Here is an 18,567-nt window from a genome sequence, read left to right as displayed (position 1 = left end):
GAATCTCGTACTCTGGTAACAACAGCTGTGCTGCGAATGAGCTTGTAGATACTGCCTATACTTAGGTAGCAAAGGAGAGGCTATGAATATACTTATCACTGGCGGAACTGGTTTTATCGGGCGTGAATTGTTAAAGCTACTGATGACCGAACAAGTAACCGTATTAACGCGCAACACAGAAAATGTAAAGCGTCAGTTAAGCCATATTCGGAGTGGCAATCTCAACTTCATTAACTCTTTGTTTGATTTACAAGACCTCAATCATTTCGATGCGGTAATCAACTTGGCTGGCGAGCCCATTGCAAATAAACGCTGGAGCCGAAAACAAAAGTTACGCATATGCCGCAGTCGGTGGGACATTACCGAGCAACTGGTGTCGCTGATTCATGCCAGCACTAAACCACCAGCAGTATTGATCAGTGGCTCTGCCGTCGGTTATTACGGAGACCAACAGTCTCATCCTTTTGACGAAAGTCTGCATGTTCACCATCAAAGCTTTTCCCATCAAGTGTGTGACAAATGGGAACAAATTGCTCTGAGAGCGCAATCAGACAGGACAAGAGTATGCTTATTGAGAACGGGTGTCGTGCTTTCCCCCGCGGGTGGCGCACTACAGAAAATGCTCCCACCATATAAGTTGGGATTAGGCGGTCCTATTGGCTCTGGACAACAATATGTCCCTTGGATACATATGACAGACATGGTGCAGGCTATTGTGTTCTTGTTGAGGACAGAGCATGCTCAAGGTGCATTTAACTTATGCGCTCCACACCCTGCAACTAATGCACTGTTTAGCCAATGTTTAGCCTCTGCAATTAAACGCCCGCACTTTTTATTCACGCCTAAATGGGCGATAAAATTACTCATGGGTGAAGCTTCTGAACTGTTGATTGATAGCATGCGTGCAAAGCCCAAAAAACTGACTGAGCTAGAGTTCCAGTTTCAGTTTTCCCACATTGAACCCGCACTAAAAAACCTACTTCAGTACGCCAATTAGTTTTATTTAGGAATATTCATGACGCATTCAATATTAATCACAGGTTGCTCTTCGGGCATAGGTTATATGGCGGCTCACGCCTTGCATAAACGAGGGTATCAAGTGATTGCGTCTTGCAGAAAACAACAAGATGTACAAAGGCTCAACAACGAAGGACTAACCTGCATCCAACTCGATCTGGCTGATGAAGCGAGTATTAAACGAGCAGTAGAGCAAGCTCTTGAGCTTTCAAACCACAAGCTTTCCGCTTTATTTAACAACGGCGCCTATGGCCAACCAGGTGCATTAGAAGATTTACCGACCCAAGCATTACGCCAGCAGCTGGAAACCAACCTATTTGGTTGGCATACACTAACAACAGCGCTACTGCCTCACTTTCGCCAACAAGGACATGGGCGCATTGTACAAAACAGCTCGATCTTAGGTTTTGCCGCCATGAAATACAGAGGCGCTTACAATACCTCTAAGTTTGCTCTAGAAGGTTGGACAGATACTCTCCGTCTTGAGTTAAGACATACCAACATAAAAATTAGCATTATTGAACCGGGACCAATAGAAACTGAGTTTAGAGCAAATGCATTACAAGCGTTTAAACAATGGATAAACGTACAAGAGAGTGTTCATCACTCTGAATATGAAGCTCAGTTGGCTCGTTTAGCTAAAGAAACTTCCAATAATCGTTTCGTACTTCCCCCAGAGGCCTGCTTAGAACCGTTGATCCATGCTTTAGAGTCTGCCAAGCCAAAATTACGTTATAGGGTAACAACACCAACCAAAGTTGCGGCAATTTTAAAGCGAGTGTTACCCAGCGCGATGTTGGACAAATTGCTCTACAAAGCGGCGTGAAATTAATCAAATTTTTTTGTTAAAAATAGAATTGTCATTTATTCGCAACATTTACCATTGATACTGCGCAGATATTAAGCAAATTATTTGTATTGAGTAAGGTGTGTTGAGTTCATCTATGACATTAAACCAGTGTAATTGGCTTGGTATTTGTATTGCACTCATTTTAATTGTGACGCTCTAATACCCTGCTATATCAACAAAAACGCCACCAATTGGTGGCGTTTTTGTTTCTCTATTCTAGCCTTCATCTTGTAATTAGTGGCTTGAAATTCTTCATAGTGCCCCAATGTAAAGTACATACTACAGTGCTCAAAATTCAGGAGCGAAAAGGAATGTCCATGCAGTCACCATTTATCTTTGACGTTAATCAACAAAACTTTCGTCAGGTACTCGAAAGTTCAGCATCTACTCCAATTCTATTTTACTTTTGGGCGCCGATAAGCCAAGAAAGCGCGCAGATGATTCCGGCGCTGCAACAACTCACTCAGCAATACAATGGTGTATTTACACTAGCAATGCTGAACTGTCAGGATGAACAAGAGATTGCTGCCCAATTTGGTGTTCAGTCTTTACCGACTATCGCTTTATTTATCAATGGTCAGCCTGTTGATGGTATCGGTGGACCTCAGCCAATTGAAGTCGTGAAAGAAATGCTTAACCGTCATTTACCTAGCCAAGACGAAATGACGCTGAACCAAGCATTAGAGCTGGTGCAAGCACAACAACACCAACAAGCTCTTCCTCTGCTTCTTTCACTGCCAGAAGAACTAAAAAGTAAAGGCGATGTAAAACTTGCTCTTGCTGATTGTTTTATTGAATCAGGTCAGATAGAAGCAGCAAAAGCTGAGCTGGAATTCATCCCATTGGAATATCAAGACAGTTACTACAAAAGCTTAATGGCGAAACTAGAGCTGCATGATCAAGCGTCTAACAGCCCAGAAATTCAAGCATTAGAAGCTGCATTATCAGAAAACCCTCAAGATGCAAAAATCGCAGTTGAACTGGCCACTCAGTATCATCAAGTTAAACGAGATGAAGATGCCCTAGAACTATTATGGCGATTCCTAAAATCGGATCTGAATACCTTAGATGGAGAGATGAAAAAGACGTTTATGGACATACTCAGTGCTATAGGCCAAGGCAATAGCATCGCAAGCAAGTATCGCCGTCAGTTATACTCACTTCTTTACTAGTCAGTACTATAGATAGGCAGGTTAATAATACCTGCCTTTTTTCTGAACTTTACTACAAAACCCAAGCCTAAATATTGTTCAATCCTTCTCTATACCACACACTGCATTTAGGGAGTTTCCATCCCTTCTTACATAATTAACTTATTGAGGACATGTGTTATGGCTTTCGATTCACTCATTGCTATCGGCATTTTTGTTTTTCTAGCAATTGTTTTTATTTTTTCAGCAGTTAAAACCGTACCTCAAGGCAACAACTGGACGGTAGAACGCTTTGGCCGTTACACTCATAGCCTAAAGCCGGGGCTCAATATCATTATTCCGTTCATCGATCAAGTGGGCCGTAAAATCAATATGATGGAACGAGTGCTTGATATTCCAGCTCAGGAAGTCATCAGCAAAGACAACGCAAATGTTGTAATCGATGCGGTCTGCTTTGTTCAAGTCATCGATGCCGCTAAAGCGGCTTATGAAGTCAACGATTTAGAAAACGCGATTCGTAACCTGACTTTGACTAACATGCGTACTGTACTGGGTTCTTTGGAACTTGATGAGATGCTCAGTCAGCGAGATATGATCAACACTAAACTGCTGTCAATTGTTGACCAAGCAACTAACCCTTGGGGCGTTAAAGTCACACGTATAGAAATCAAAGATGTTCAGCCACCAACCGATTTGACAGAAGCCATGAATGCGCAAATGAAGGCAGAACGGATGAAACGAGCCTCCATATTAGAAGCTGAAGGTGTTCGCCAAGCTGAAATATTGAAAGCAGAAGGTCAAAAACAATCTGAAATTCTAAAAGCGGAAGGTGAAAAGCAGGCAGCCATCTTACAGGCAGAAGCCCGTGAGCGTGCGGCTGAGGCAGAAGCAAGAGCGACAGAAATGGTCTCTCAAGCCATCGCACAAGGTGATATGCAAGCGGTGAACTACTTCATTGCACAAGGATATACAGACGCTCTAAAAGCTATCGGTCAGGCAGAGAATGGAAAAATCATTATGCTTCCGCTAGAAGCAACTGGTTTGATGGGTTCCGTGGCTGGTATTGCCGAAATGTTTAAACAAACCAACAAAAAAGAGGCTGATTCTTGATTGAATTTTTAACTCAGCTAAACCATTGGCATTGGTTAGCTCTTGGCTTATGTCTGTTAGCCGTCGAACTGATTGGAACCGCAGGGTATTTTCTTTGGTTGGGGATCTCGGCGCTTATTGTGGGAGTTGTTGTCGTTTTCCTACCGATTGGTTGGCAACTGCAATGGATGTCATTCGCGAGTTTCTCATTAATCACCACCTGGTTATGGTGGAGGAAGCAACTCTCTACAGACAAGGAAGACGATGCGCACAGAGAACTTAATCAGAAAGACAAGCAACTCATCGGCAAAACTTCGGTTGTTGAACAGGATGTTGAAGCCGGTCAGTTTCGCTTGATTCTGGGTGACACCACATGGACAGCAGAATGCGATGTGCCGCTAAAAGCAGGAACGCGAGTCAAAGTTATCCATGTAGATGGTATTGTCGTGAAAGTTGAACCTATCTAAGCAAAAGTAAACCGCTGTCTAAATACAGAAAATGCAAGCCTACAACTTATGTGTTGGCTTGCATTATTTCGTTTTACAGCATTGTCCTTTCAAATCGTCGATGATCGGACATTCACTCCCCTCATCACCGGGGCATTCCTGAATCCATAGTTCTAACTGCTGTTTTATAACGGTCAGCTCTTTCAGCTTCTGCTCAACATTTTTTAGCTTCTGCTGTGCTTTTTCTTTCACCGCGAAACTACTTCTTTCAGGGTCATTGGCCAAGTTGAGCATCGCTTTACACTCATCAAGACTGAACCCAACCCCTTTGCATCGTGCAATCAAATTGAGATCGGCGACATGTTGCTCATGGTAATCTCGGTAGCCATTGTCTAAGCGATGTGGCGGTTTAATTAACCCTTTTTCTTCATACAGTCTGATCGATTTAGCTGTCAGACCTGTCTTTTTTGAGACTTCACTGATGTTCATTGTTCAACTATTACTAATAAAAGACATGGTTAAACCATGCCTCTAATTAGTCGAAATAGCAATTACTCCTGACGAATTAACCAAGCTAAGATTTCTGACTTCTCAGCCTTGCTTGCTTTGTCATACCAATAAGCCATCATTTCCACGGGCTTACTATCGGTCTTAATCATGTTCGTGACAGACGTTCTTTGGCTGAACGCCCAGTCTGCAAATTGTTTTTGCTCTTCAGCTGTACCTTCATTGAACCAGTATTGAACCATGTCTTGAGATTGACTCTTAATCTCTGCTGGTAGCGTAGTGACCGGAACGACTTGCTGAGGTTGTTTACTCATTGCATAAGCCGCTTCATGTTTTACCGCTTCAAAATAGGCTTTAGGCACAGAGAACTGCACAACATTCTTGTTAGTCTTAGAAGCTAAGGTGAACTCAACTTCATCACCTTTGAACTGGGATATTTTTTCTTCACTTAAAGGAAATTGGAACCACTGGGTAACAGTACAATGTTCAGTACAAGTCTCCGCAACAGGGCGGTAATCAACAATTGGATTACTTTCGTTACTCACAGTAACGTTATCAAAACGGTCGTAGCTTTTAAATGTTGTAACACTCATATCAACATACGACCCTTTCACATCTGCATTGGCTTCTTTTGCAAAATTGCCAACATAGAAGAGTGAAGATTTTACAACATCAGCACCGGTAACCGCTTTGGTATCCGGCATAATTTCTTTTGCGACAACCTGAACATAGTTATGTCTCTCTTTGACCGAGCTCGCGACATCATCAAATGTACTAGAACTATCTAAAGTGCTGCAGCCACTTAGAATCAACACAGTTGAAATTATTAATGATGTTTTATTTTTCTTCATACTTATTATCCTTGGGAGCTAGGTAAAACACCGGCACTAGGCCGGCGTTTTTATTAAGAAAGGTAATTAGCTACGATTAGAAGCCGTATTCCATACCGATACGTACAAATGCTTTCTTGTCGTCAGAGTTGTAAGCGTCATGTTGGCCCACACGTAGGTAAGGAACAAAACCGTTCTTCACATACATTAACTGAGCAGACAAAACTTCATCGTCATCGTTTTGCTTGGTGCTAGCCACTTCCGAATCTAGGTTAGCCGCGTAACCTACTTTCACGCCCCATGGGCCGTTCCAGTATTGACCGATGATAGAGTATTGACCCTGCTCACCTTCCTGACCAGCAACAGTTTTAGACTCACCTTCACTAAACTTGTATGCACCAGCTAAACCAAAACCAGCAGGTAGAGGCAGTTCAAAACCAACAATGTATGCTGTTGAATCAAAGGCTGTGCCATTGTATTTTGAATTCGACTCATAGCCACCATGTAATGTCACTATGTCAGCAACATTATAGTGAACACCGAAACCTACGTGGTTCGAGCCATCTACATCTTTATCACCACGACCAACAGACGCATTAAAAGTCAAACCACCAAATGCTGGTGAATCATAGCGTGCAATATCGCCTTTACGGTCATAGTGAGCTTTAACGTCGCCGCCCCAGTCAAACACACGGCCTAAACCAGGGTTTGAGTATGGCCAGTCAACGATTTCGTATAGAGGTGTTAACATACGACCAAAGCGAACTTTACCCCAGTCACCTTGCAAACCTAAGAAAGTATCACGAGCACCAAGGGTAGAACCTTTACCATCTTCGCCTACATAACCTGATTCGATTTGCATGAATACGTTAACGTTATCGAACATGTCTTTGCTAGCACGGAAACCAATGCGTGATTCGTTCTCATAGTCATAGCCATTACCATCTTCTTGATAGAATGCAGAGATAGCCGCAACACCGTATGCTTGAACATTAAAATCTGAAAGTACGCCGATTTGACCTGTTTCGCCTTCTGCGAATGCAGAAGTTGAAGCGATAGCGACTGCCGCACCGATAAGCGTGCGTTTAAATACTTTTTCCATGGAAAAACTCCTAAAAATAGACATAGCTGTTTGTTTCGTCTCTCTTAAGTTGGCCGCCGAAGAGAAGACTTATATTTCGAGCTTTAATGCGATTAACTTCGCTCTAAAAACTCTGAATGCACGAGTACATTCATGCAACTAGACTAACTTTATGGAGTAAAACATCAATGAGAACTTAATTTTCGACTAAAAAAATATGAACTTGAGCAAACTTTAATCGAGTAAGTGATCGAGATCTCAATCTCAAATACACAATATGAAACAAATGAAAATTTAATTTAAAAACAAACAGTTAAATAAATTCAATTTTATATTAGTTGAATTACATCGCATATTTTCCAAGAAGATTTCATAAAGATGCAAACTGTTACATTTGAAAGACTGGGGGAGAGAGTTGCGGTTGTAACGGATATGTTTAAAGTTATTTTACGCATAAAAATAAAGCCTCAGTAATAAATTACAGAGGCTTTTTGATAAATAACTGTTGTTACTTCATTAAGTCTAACAAATCTTGTTCGTTGCGAATCTCAATACCAAGCTCTTGCGCCTTTGCTAATTTCGAGCCAGCCGCTTCGCCCGCAAAAAGTATATCTGTATTCTTGGAAACACTTCCTGTCACTTTCGCACCTAAAGCCTGAAGAGCGGCTTTGGCATCATTGCGAGAAAGCTGCGACAGAGAGCCTGTTAGGACAACCACTTTTCCTGCCAATGGCTGAGGGGCGTCTTCGCTTTGAGGTTCTACATCACTCCACTCAACACCAAGCTCAATCAATTCCTCAATCACTTTATTGTTGTTCTCTTGGGCAAAGAAACTGTGAATATGATTAGCAACCACATTGCCAACATCAGGTACTGCGATTAACTGCTCCACTGAAGCTTGGCTAATCGCCCCTAGATTTGAGAAGTATTGAGCTAAGTTCAACGCTGTCGCTTCACCAACTTCTCTGATACCCAAAGAATAGAGGAAGCGTGGTAGCGTAGTTTGCTTAGATTTTTCAAGCGCATTGACGATGTTTTGCGCCGATTTTGGCCCCATCCTTTCCAAAATGGTTAATTCACCTGCTCGTAATTTAAATAAATCAGCAGGAGTCACCACCATTTCTTTATCTACAAGTTGCTCTATAACTTTGTCACCTAACCCATCAACATCCAAAGCTTTGCGGGATACAAAGTGCTTGAGCGCTTCTTTGCGCTGCGCTTGACAGACTAATCCGCCAGTACAACGCGCAACGGCTTCGCCTTCCACACGTTCAACTGAGGATTGGCATACTGGACAAGTGACCGGGAAAATAATCTCTCGAGCGGTTTCAGGGCGTAACTCTTGCACAACAGAAACAATTTGAGGAATCACATCCCCGGCGCGGCGAATAATAACCGTATCACCAACTTTCACGCCTAGGCGCTCAATTTCATCGGCATTGTGTAAGGTTGCATTACTGACTGTCACCCCACCGACAAATACTGGGTCCAATTTAGCCACAGGGGTAATCGCCCCAGTTCGGCCAACTTGAAACTCAACATCGTTCAAGATCGTCATTTCTTCTTGAGCAGGGAATTTGTACGCAATTGCCCAGCGTGGTGCTCGAGCAACAAAACCAAGCTGTTCCTGAAGCGCAATATCATCCAGCTTGATCACAACACCGTCAATTTCATAAGGTAGCTCAGCTCGACGCTGCAGAATATCTTGATAATAAGCTTTTACGTCATCAAGAGACTTAACTCTTCTGGTTTCTGGGCACATTGGTAGCCCCCAGCCTTTCAACTGAATAAAGCGATCGTAGTGACTCGATGAAAGCTCTCCACCTTCAATCACACCTACGCTGTACGCATAAAAAGCTAAAGGACGTTTTGCCGTAATGCGTGAATCAAGCTGACGTAAACTCCCTGCTGCTGCATTTCGAGGGTTAACAAATACCTTTTCACCTTTTTTCACCGCAAGCTCATTCATGCGTTCAAAACCCGCTTTTGGCATAAACACTTCGCCACGCACTTCTATGCGTAACGGCCATGAATCGCCTTGCAGTTTTAAAGGAATAGACTTTATAGTGCGCACGTTTTCAGTGATGTTTTCGCCCGTAGCGCCATCACCTCGAGTAGCTGCTCTGACTAAAACGCCATTTTCATAAAGCAGGCTAACCGCAAGACCATCGAGCTTAGGCTCGCAACAAAATTCAGCTTGCTTGGCAGCAGCAACACGGTCACCCATTCGACGATTAAATGCGTTTAACTCATCGTCATCAAATGCATTGTCCAAAGACAACATCGGAATTTCATGGGTCACAGGTTCAAACCCACTTAATGGAATGCCACCGACTCGTTGGCTTGGCGAATCAGCAGTAACTAACTCTGGATGAGCTTCCTCTAAATCGAGTAATTCACGCATTAAACGGTCATATTCGGCATCAGGAATGGTCGGATCATCTTCAACGTAATAGCGAATCGCGTGAATATGTAGCGTTTCTCTTAGTTCTTTTAGTCTTTGCTCTACGTTTTGCATTCTTATTCTCTCGAATCATGAAAAAAGGCTCCGACTTGGAGCCTTTTAATAATAACTGTTCACTTACTGCTGAGCAGCTTTGATCTTAAAATCTTGAATTTGTTTTCTATAAGCATCTAATCGATCTGGAGTCATCATGTTACGAGCATCGTCCAGTACGTTACCGCTCAGATCATCTGCTATTTGCTGTGCTGTTTTCAACATCAACTTGAAGTTCTGAGCAGGGTCACCGAAACAAGGCAAAGTCATAAAGAATGAAATACCTTTAGTCGTAAACTCCGCTGGGTCATCGTGCTTTAGTGTTCCAGGTTGCATCATGTTTGCAACGCTGAAGAGCACTTTGCCCGTTCCAGACATATCAGCATGGCGATGGAAGATATCCATTTCACCGTAAAGTAGACCGTTTTGTTGCATGCTATCGAACAGCTTAGTACCCACAAACGGTTCGTTACCTGCACAATGGACATTTAGAACGATGACTTCCATTTCATCCGATTTCGGCTCTTTGTTATCCGTTGCTGAAGGCTGTTCTTCAGTTACTGAATCAGTCACTGCCTCATCGTTGTCTTTCTCAACAACCATAGAAGGCACATCAAGTTCCATCTCATCTTCAACAGTATTAATAGCAGTTGTAGCATCAACGGTTGGTTCGTAATCAGAAATCAAAGGATCAGCTTCAGTTGCAGTATCGGACAAACCAAAATCAGGCTCTTTACGATCCTTACGAATGATCTCGTAGTCATCTTCAGGAGCAAATGCACGAGAAGGTACTGTATCTTCTTGTTCAACCTCTAATTTACCAAGTGGCTTATCACCGAACTTGGATTTCCCTTCTTTCTTACTGGTCCACAGACCATGAAATAGCAAAGCGGCTATCGCTAGCGCGCCAACAATAATGAGTACGAATCGCAATTCCTGCATCTTAAACTCTCGGTTTCTCGATTTTTGATGTCCTGAATTTCACGCTTTCTAAGAACGTCAACCAGAGGCAAAATTTCTTATATCCAGATACTCTACCAAAACTCTACCCCGATTTAGAACAACTTAATGTTATAAGTTGAGATAACAATGAGATTTTTAGCATTCTTTCATTCTGATTTAGCTTGGTTACAATAGAATGCTCATCCTTATGACACTTTAATAAGACACGGAATAAGCTATGCATTTGAAACAGCGCTCAGGCTTGGGTTATTTTTTCTACGGATTCGAACTGGCGGTATCACCCGGCATTCGACGTTTCGTGATTCTACCACTGCTGGCCAACATTTTATTAGTAGGCGGAGCCTTATATTATCTTTTCATCCACTTAGATGAATGGATTAACAGCTGGATGGGTCACATTCCTAGTTTTCTATCTTGGCTAAGTTACATTCTGTGGCCACTGCTAGTACTTACGATTCTTGCAACGTTTTCTTATTTCTTCAGCACATTAGCTAACTTTATTGCCGCACCGTTCAATGGGTTACTTGCTGAAAAAGTAGAACAGAAAATGATTGGGGACAAAGTGAATGATGACGGAGTGTTAGATTTCGTCAAAGACGTTCCTCGAGTTATGGCTCGCGAATGGCGAAAGCTGCTTTATGTATTACCGAAAGCGCTTGGGTTATTCATCCTGCTATTGATTCCTGCTGTTGGGCAAACCATAGGTCCTTTTGCATGGTTTATCTTCACCGCGTGGATGCTTGCCATTCAATACTGTGATTACCCGTTTGATAACCACAAAGTGTCCTTTCAGGATATGAGAAACAGTTTGAAACAAAAACAAAGCAAAGCTTATGGCTTCGGTATTCTGGTCGCTTTTCTTACAACTATACCTATTATTAATCTAATCGTAATGCCTGTCGCTGTTTGCGGCGCAACCGCGATGTGGGTGAATGAATTTAAACGCAACTACAAAAGTTAATAAGGCAATGTCATCGCTTAAGTTAGGTAAACTGCTGAAAGATCTCTTCTATCTATAAGATATAACGATTTAATCCTTTTACCTTTTTAAGTGAGCACATATGCTCTTTTTGTATCCGCTAACGTATCGTTATACCGATACCCAAACATGCGTAATGAAGGAATATAACAATGAGCAAAATCTACGAAGACAACTCTCTTACTATTGGCAACACTCCTCTAGTACGACTAAATAAAGTCAGCAAAGGAAAAGTATTAGCGAAAATTGAATCTCGCAACCCAAGCTTTAGCGTTAAATGCCGTATCGGTGCCAACATGATTTGGGAAGCAGAAAAACAAGGTACACTTAAGCCTGGCGTTGAATTAGTAGAACCAACAAGTGGTAACACTGGTATTGCTCTTGCGTTTGTTGCTGCTGCTCGCGGTTACAAATTGACACTGACTATGCCTGAGTCAATGAGCTTAGAGCGTCGTAAACTACTTAAAGCACTAGGTGCTAATCTAGAGCTGACTGAAGCAGCAAAAGGCATGAAAGGCGCTATTGCTAAAGCGGAAGAAATTGTTGCAAGCAACCCAGAAAAGTATCTTCTTCTACAACAATTCAACAACCCAGCAAACCCTCAGATCCATGAAAAAACCACAGGCCCTGAAATTTGGGACGCGACTGACGGCCAAGTTGATGTGTTCGTTGCAGGTGTAGGTACTGGTGGTACGCTAACAGGTACAAGCCGTTTCATTAAAGGTGAAAAAGGTAAAGCAATTATCTCTGTTGCTGTTGAGCCAGCGGAATCTCCAGTCATAACTCAAGCGCTTGCGGGTGATGAAATTCAGCCTGCTCCACACAAAATTCAAGGTATCGGCGCTGGTTTTATCCCAGGTAACCTAGATTTAGACCTAATTGACCGCGTTGAAACAGTAACTTCTGACGAAGCAATTGATATGGCTCGTCGCCTAATGGAAGAGGAAGGTATCCTTGCAGGTATCTCTTCAGGTGCAGCAGTCGTTGCAGCTAACCGTTTGGCTGAACTCCCTGAATTTGAAGGAAAAACAATTGTAACTGTACTGCCAAGTTCAGGTGAACGTTACCTAAGTACAGCCCTATTTGCTGGCATTTTCACGGAAAAAGAAAACCAACAGTAATATGTGGTTAAATCAATTTTTCATTTAAAAAAGCCCCTTGATGGGGCTTTTTTGTTGATCCTATTTCTACCTTTGGTAATATCACCCTGTTTTATTTTTAGCTTCAAAATAAAGAAGCAATAAAAATTCCAGTTCAATGGTAATCGCCAACTCACAGGCAATACGATTGACGAATTTTAGATCAGTATCAGTTCTAACACGAAAAGCACGTTACTCTGCTAGCAGAAACGCGCTTCTAAGGTTAAGCTAAAACTGGTTAATAAACTTACAAAAAATAAATTATTGGGGTATATCACATGTACGAGAAGAAAGTAGAAATTACTGCAGAAAACGGTCTTCACACTCGTCCTGCAGCACAATTCGTTAAAGAAGCTAAAGCTTTCGATGCGGATATCACTGTTACTTCTAACGGCAAAAGTGCTAGTGCTAAGAGCCTATTCAAGCTTCAAACACTAGGTCTAGTTAAAGGCACTGTAGTAACTATCTCTGCAGAAGGTCCTCAAGCTCAAAAAGCTGTTGACCACCTAGTAGCACTAATGGACCAACTTCACTAATCAGGTCTATTCCAATTCAAAGCCATTTTGGACAACCAAAGTGGCTTTGTTGGATATTATTCAAAGAATAAGCTAAAAATATCTTTAGCGCCTGCGTCCATTTATCTCCCGTTTACAGTTGACCAATTTAAGGTAAAGCTATGATTTCAGGTATCCTAGCATCTCCAGGTATTGCTATCGGTAAAGCACTACTACTTCAAGAAGATGAAATTGTCCTAAATACAAACACCATTTCTGACGATCAAGTAGAATCTGAAGTTGCTCGTTTTTACGACGCTCGCAACAAAGCTTCTGCACAGTTAGAAGTAATCAAGCAAAAAGCGCTTGAAACGTTTGGTGAAGAAAAAGAAGCCATCTTTGAAGGCCACATCATGTTGCTTGAAGATGAAGAGCTAGAAGAAGAAATTTTAGCACTCATCAAAAACGATAAGCTGTCAGCAGATAACGCTATTTACACTGTTATCGAAGAGCAAGCTTCTGCGCTTGAATCTCTAGACGACGAATACCTAAAAGAGCGTGCAACAGATATCCGTGATATCGGTTCTCGTTTTGTTAAGAACGCACTAGGCATCAATGTAGTTTCACTCGCTAACATCAATGAGCGAGTTATCCTAGTTGCTAACGACCTAACACCTTCTGAAACTGCGCAAATCAATCTTGATTACGTGCTTGGTTTCGCATGTGATATCGGCGGTCGTACTTCTCATACTTCAATCATGGCTCGTTCTCTAGAACTTCCAGCGATTGTAGGTACCAACGATATTACTAAACAAGTTAAGAACGGTGACATGCTGGTTCTTGACGCAATTAACAACAAGATTTTTGTTAATCCAACTGCTGCTGAATTAGCTGAAGCAGAAAAAGTACAGCAAGCTTTCATCGATGAAAAAGAAGAGCTAGCGAAACTTAAAGATCTTCACGCTGAGACTCTAGACGGACACCGTGTAGAAGTATGCGGCAATATCGGTACAGTGAAAGACTGTGACGGCATTCTACGCAACGGTGGTGAAGGTGTTGGTCTGTACCGTACAGAATTCCTATTTATGGATCGTACATCTCTTCCTACTGAAGAAGAGCAGTACCAAGCTTACAAAGAAGTTGCAGAAGCAATGGAAGATCAAGCTGTCATTATCCGTACTATGGATATCGGTGGTGATAAAGATCTACCATATATGGATCTACCAAAAGAGATGAACCCGTTCCTAGGCTGGCGTGCAGTACGTATCAGCTTGGATCGTCGTGAAATTCTACGTGACCAGTTACGCGGCATCCTACGTGCTTCTGCACACGGCAAACTTCGTATCATGTTCCCGATGATTATCTCAGTTGAAGAGATCCGTGCTCTTAAAGAAGCCATCGAAGAATACAAAGCAGAACTTCGCGAAGAAGGTCATGCATTTGATGAAAGCATCGAAATCGGTGTAATGGTTGAAACGCCAGCAGCGGCTGCAATTGCACACCACCTAGCGAAAGAAGTGTCATTCTTCTCTATCGGTACTAACGATTTGACTCAGTACACACTAGCAGTAGACCGTGGTAACGAGATGATTTCTCACCTATACAACCCACTGTCTCCAGCAGTACTAACTGTTATCAAACAAGTTATCGATGCATCACATGCAGAAGGTAAATGGACTGGTATGTGTGGTGAGCTAGCAGGTGATGAACGCGCAACACTTCTTCTACTAGGTATGGGCTTAGATGAGTTCTCAATGAGCGGTATTTCTATCCCTAAAGTGAAGAAAGTTGTTCGTAACTCTAACTTCGCAGAAGTTAAAGCAATGGCTGAGGAAGCGCTTTCTCTACCAACTGCTGCAGAAATCGAAGCATGCGTTGAAAAATTCATCGCTGAAAAAACACAATAATCTGTGAATACCAATGATTTAGACGACTAAAAGTAGTCGTCTATTGTTTTTGATTGGTATACTATACTTCGACAGAATATTTTAAAACGTTAGGAGCATGACACAATGGGTCTGTTTGACAAACTGAAAAAGCTAGTCTCTGATGACAGCGCTGACGCTGGTGCAATTGAAATCATCGCACCACTTTCTGGTGAAATCGTAAACATCGAAGATGTGCCAGATGTCGTGTTTGCTGAGAAAATCGTTGGTGACGGTATCGCTATCAAGCCATCTGGCAACAAAATGGTTGCTCCAGTAAATGGTACTATTGGTAAGATTTTCGAAACTAACCACGCATTCTCTATCGAGTCTGATGATGGTGTTGAACTATTCGTTCACTTCGGTATCGATACAGTAGAACTTAAAGGCGAAGGCTTCAAACGTATTGCTGAAGAAGGTCAATCAGTGAAAGTGGGCGACACTATCATTGAATTCGATCTAGCTCTACTAGAAGAAAAAGCAAAATCTACTCTAACTCCAGTTGTTATCTCTAACATGGACGAAATCAAAGAGCTGAACAAGCTTTCTGGTACTGTTTCTGTTGGTGAAACTGCCGTTCTTCGCGTAACTAAATAACTCGAAAGAGAAATAGTTAGTTCGTTGAATATAAAACGCTGCCTCGTGCAGCGTTTTTTGTATCTTGCGTTTGGTATTGAAATACCTACCAATGTGAATTGAGATCCATCTACAAACCCAACGCGTAACGTAATACTTGTTCTTTCGCAGGGCCGGCCTGTTCCGCCAGTTTTAATGCAGCATTACGAGCAAATTTGAGCGGTGGAATTTCATTGCTAAACGTCTTATAAAAGAAATCCATTCCCGTCTGCATCAATAAATTGTCAGGTCTTCTTTTGCGTTCGTAACTGCGAAACGCACCTGTCGTTAGCTCTTCTAAAGTATTAGTGCAATCCAGTAATGTGGCGACATCCTTGAAACCCAAGTTAACACCCTGCCCCGCTAGCGGATTAATGGTATGCGCTGAATCGCCCACCAAGACACAATGATTCTTTATGTAAGTCTGAGCATGACGACGCGTCAATGGAAAAGAACCTTTCTGTAGAACCTTAATATCCCCTAACTCTTGCGGGAAATGGTTAAGAATTTCCAGTCTCAGTTGTTCATTTGTCATCATGCCTAACTGTTTTATGCGACTTGGAGAGTCATACCAGACCAAAGAAGCCTGATTGCCATTCAATGGTAAAAAAGAGCGAGGGCCTGATGGGAAAAACTGTTGCCAAGTAATGTCTTGTTGTAGCTTTTCAGTTTCAACATTAATCAACATGCAGTGTTGACGATAATCCCAAGCAGTTACACCAATATTGGCACTGGCACGTACTTGCGAATTGGCACCATCCGCACCAATCACCCAATCGCAAACCAACTGAGATCCGGAATCCAGCTCTATGGATTGTCTATCGCCAAACTGAATATTAGATAACTTATCCGGACAAAACAGGGTTATGTTCGAATACGCTTCCATACTGCTCCATAAGCCCAACTGAATGACTCGGTTTTCAACCATATAGCCTAGCTGTTCTAAGCCTAGTGATTGAGCTGAGAAACGAGTTCGACATTCAGGATGTTCCCAAGTTTCCAGACGGCGGTAAGGGCACACACGCATGGCCTCAATGCTTTCCCATGCTCCCAGTGAATCCAGTAAATCAACGGAAGTCTGCGAGATAGCAGAAATACGAACGTCCATCGCTTGAGAAGGTTCAAACGTCTGCGGCTTTGCACCTTCTACAACCGCGACTTTCCGGCCCTGTTTCGCAAAACCAATCGCAGTTGCGGCACCCACCATGCCACCACCTATCACAACAATGTCAAAATCGTTCATCTTTCCAACTATTATCTCTATTCGTTAACGTGGCTTATTGTACGGAACAGCACTTTTTTTGCGAACGTTTTTGTCACAAAACCTTAGAGTTAACAGGGTAAAAAGCCTGATGTAGCAATGGATTTAAGAGATTTCACCCAATCACTAGTCAGTGACTTTTTAAAGCAGTACAATACGCGGCTTACCGCCGAGATGGCGGCTATAATTTGAGCTGAGAGCTGTTTACCTTTGAATACACAAAGGGTTTACACTCTCTAAAACGTTCAAGATTTATTTAAGAATTAACACGAGCGAAAGTGAAAATGAGTAAGAAACTGCTAATTAAAACCTGGGGTTGCCAGATGAACGAATACGATTCATCTAAAATGGCCGACCTGCTTAACGCTGCCAACGGCTATGAGCTGACTGAAGATCCAGAAGAAGCAGACGTACTTTTACTTAATACCTGTTCGATTCGTGAAAAAGCACAAGAGAAAGTTTTCCACCAGCTTGGTCGTTGGAAAACGCTGAAAGACAAAAAAGAAGGCGTTGTGATCGGCGTCGGTGGTTGTGTGGCAACTCAAGAAGGTGACCACATTCGCGAACGTGCTCCTTTCGTAGACGTTATTTTTGGCCCACAAACGCTACATCGTTTGCCAGAGATGATTAAACAGTCTCGCACTGACAAAGCACCGGTCATGGATATTTCCTTCCCAGAGATCGAAAAATTCGACCGTCTTCCTGAGCCTCGCGCTGAAGGGCCAACCGCTTTCGTATCAATCATGGAAGGCTGTTCAAAATACTGTACTTACTGCGTTGTACCATACACTCGTGGTGAAGAAGTTAGCCGTCCTATGGACGACGTGCTATTTGAAATCGCACAGCTTGCTGAGCAAGGCGTACGTGAAGTAAACCTGTTAGGCCAGAACGTAAACGCATACCGTGGCCCAATGCATGACGGTACTATCTGTTCTTTCGCTGAACTGCTGCGTCTAGTGGCTACCATTGATGGTATTGACCGTATTCGCTTTACAACAAGCCACCCGCTTGAGTTTACTGACGACATCATTGCTGTGTATGAAGATACTCCAGAGCTAGTGAGCTTCCTTCACCTGCCAGTTCAAAGCGGTAGTGACCGCATTCTGACGATGATGAAACGTCCGCACACGGCAATCGAGTATAAATCTATTATCCGTAAGCTACGCAAAGCACGCCCTGATATTCAGATCAGTTCTGACTTCATTGTTGCTTTCCCAGGCGAAACAGATAAAGATTTCCAAGACACAATGAAACTGATTCGCGAAGTGGATTTTGATATGAGCTTTAGCTTCATTTTCTCTCCTCGTCCGGGTACGCCAGCAGCGGATTACCCATGTGATCTGACTGAGCAAGAGAAAAAAGATCGCTTATATGAGCTACAACAGCAGATCAATTCTCAAGCAATGCGCTATTCTCGTTTAATGATGGATACAGAACAGCGCATTCTGGTTGAAGGTACTTCTAAGAAGAATCTGATGGAACTTCGTGGTCGTACAGAAAACAACCGTGTTGTAAACTTTGAAGGTTCACCAGATTTAATCGGTCAATTCGTTGACGTGAAAATCGTTGATGTATTCCCGAACTCACTTCGTGGTGAACTGATTCGTACAGAAAAAGAAATGAACCTTCGCGTTGTCACTTCTCCATCAGAAATGATGGCAAAAACAAAACGTGAAGATGAGCTAGGAGTAGCGACGTTTACTCCATAAGCTTTAACAGTCAT

General features: G+C 42.5%; 17 protein-coding genes. 11 read left to right on the top strand and 6 right to left on the bottom strand.

The genetic code is table 11. From position 1 onward, the window contains the following. Positions 1–82 precede the first annotated feature (82 nt). From P4S58_RS03410 to P4S58_RS23675, 5 genes are all read left to right on the top strand, one after another. Entirely contained in the window at positions 83–997 is a 915-nt protein-coding gene (locus P4S58_RS03410; protein WP_102969163.1) for a TIGR01777 family oxidoreductase, read from the top strand. 18 nt (positions 998–1,015) lie between these two features. Further along, positions 1,016–1,843, top strand: coding sequence for an SDR family oxidoreductase (locus P4S58_RS03405; protein WP_102969164.1), 828 nt, complete (start codon positions 1,016–1,018; stop codon positions 1,841–1,843). A gap of 341 nt (positions 1,844–2,184) precedes the next feature. Continuing rightward, positions 2,185–3,039: a co-chaperone YbbN gene (locus P4S58_RS03400; RefSeq protein WP_102969165.1), complete on the top strand. Its 855-nt coding sequence runs from the start codon at positions 2,185–2,187 to the stop codon at positions 3,037–3,039. 159 nt (positions 3,040–3,198) lie between these two features. Further along, a complete protein-coding gene (locus P4S58_RS03395; RefSeq protein ID WP_102969166.1) occupies positions 3,199–4,128 on the top strand; it encodes an SPFH domain-containing protein in 930 nt (309 codons plus the stop codon). Then, positions 4,125–4,574 carry an NfeD family protein gene (locus P4S58_RS23675; RefSeq protein ID WP_042486418.1) on the top strand — a complete coding sequence of 150 codons (450 nt, stop codon included), beginning with the start codon at positions 4,125–4,127 and terminating at the stop codon, positions 4,572–4,574. Before P4S58_RS03395 ends, P4S58_RS23675 begins: the two co-directional genes overlap by 4 nt. A 63-nt stretch (positions 4,575–4,637) precedes the next feature. Here P4S58_RS23675 and cueR read toward each other — a convergent pair whose 3' ends face one another. The 5 genes from cueR to zipA form a co-directional block, all read right to left on the bottom strand. After that, positions 4,638–5,042 carry a Cu(I)-responsive transcriptional regulator gene (gene cueR / locus P4S58_RS03385; RefSeq protein WP_102969167.1) on the bottom strand — a complete coding sequence of 135 codons (405 nt, stop codon included), beginning with the start codon at positions 5,040–5,042 and terminating at the stop codon, positions 4,638–4,640. Positions 5,043–5,104: 62 nt separating this feature from the next. Next, positions 5,105–5,911 carry a hypothetical protein gene (locus P4S58_RS03380; RefSeq protein WP_102969168.1) on the bottom strand — a complete coding sequence of 269 codons (807 nt, stop codon included), beginning with the start codon at positions 5,909–5,911 and terminating at the stop codon, positions 5,105–5,107. A 76-nt stretch (positions 5,912–5,987) separates the two neighbouring features. Next, positions 5,988–6,992, bottom strand: coding sequence for a chitoporin (gene chiP / locus P4S58_RS03375; RefSeq protein WP_042486426.1), 1,005 nt, complete (start codon positions 6,990–6,992; stop codon positions 5,988–5,990). A gap of 487 nt (positions 6,993–7,479) precedes the next feature. Beyond that, entirely contained in the window at positions 7,480–9,489 is a 2,010-nt protein-coding gene (gene ligA / locus P4S58_RS03370; RefSeq protein WP_102969169.1) for an NAD-dependent DNA ligase LigA, read from the bottom strand. Positions 9,490–9,552: 63 nt separating this feature from the next. Beyond that, positions 9,553–10,410, bottom strand: coding sequence for a cell division protein ZipA (zipA, locus tag P4S58_RS03365; protein WP_102962776.1), 858 nt, complete (start codon positions 10,408–10,410; stop codon positions 9,553–9,555). A 238-nt stretch (positions 10,411–10,648) separates the two neighbouring features. Between zipA and cysZ the strand changes: the two genes are divergently transcribed. From cysZ to crr, 5 genes are all read left to right on the top strand, one after another. Next, positions 10,649–11,392: a sulfate transporter CysZ gene (gene cysZ / locus P4S58_RS03360; RefSeq protein ID WP_102953751.1), complete on the top strand. Its 744-nt coding sequence runs from the start codon at positions 10,649–10,651 to the stop codon at positions 11,390–11,392. A 170-nt stretch (positions 11,393–11,562) separates the two neighbouring features. Beyond that, complete coding sequence (gene cysK, locus P4S58_RS03355) at positions 11,563–12,531, top strand: cysteine synthase A (protein WP_042486437.1); 969 nt, start codon at positions 11,563–11,565, stop codon at positions 12,529–12,531. A 296-nt stretch (positions 12,532–12,827) separates the two neighbouring features. After that, complete coding sequence (locus P4S58_RS03350; RefSeq protein WP_042486442.1) at positions 12,828–13,085, top strand: HPr family phosphocarrier protein; 258 nt, start codon at positions 12,828–12,830, stop codon at positions 13,083–13,085. A 140-nt stretch (positions 13,086–13,225) separates the two neighbouring features. Beyond that, positions 13,226–14,950: a phosphoenolpyruvate-protein phosphotransferase PtsI gene (gene ptsI / locus P4S58_RS03345; RefSeq protein ID WP_102969170.1), complete on the top strand. Its 1,725-nt coding sequence runs from the start codon at positions 13,226–13,228 to the stop codon at positions 14,948–14,950. Positions 14,951–15,055: 105 nt separating this feature from the next. Further along, complete coding sequence (gene crr / locus P4S58_RS03340; RefSeq protein ID WP_042486447.1) at positions 15,056–15,565, top strand: PTS glucose transporter subunit IIA; 510 nt, start codon at positions 15,056–15,058, stop codon at positions 15,563–15,565. Between the two features lie 109 nt (positions 15,566–15,674). On the opposite strand, the gene P4S58_RS03335 is transcribed toward crr, so the two are convergent. After that, positions 15,675–16,826 carry a 2-octaprenyl-3-methyl-6-methoxy-1,4-benzoquinol hydroxylase gene (locus P4S58_RS03335; RefSeq protein ID WP_102962778.1) on the bottom strand — a complete coding sequence of 384 codons (1,152 nt, stop codon included), beginning with the start codon at positions 16,824–16,826 and terminating at the stop codon, positions 15,675–15,677. A 302-nt stretch (positions 16,827–17,128) separates the two neighbouring features. On the opposite strand from P4S58_RS03335, the gene miaB reads away from it, so the two are divergent. Then, positions 17,129–18,553: a tRNA (N6-isopentenyl adenosine(37)-C2)-methylthiotransferase MiaB gene (gene miaB, locus P4S58_RS03330; RefSeq protein ID WP_042486452.1), complete on the top strand. Its 1,425-nt coding sequence runs from the start codon at positions 17,129–17,131 to the stop codon at positions 18,551–18,553. Positions 18,554–18,567: the final 14 nt, after the last annotated feature.

It is taken from the genome of Vibrio sp. Hal054 (assembly GCF_037162405.1).
Lineage (GTDB): Bacteria > Pseudomonadota > Gammaproteobacteria > Enterobacterales > Vibrionaceae > Vibrio > Vibrio diazotrophicus.
The sequence above is the reverse complement of the archived record's forward strand: the minus strand, read 5'-3'. Positions and strand labels throughout refer to the sequence as shown.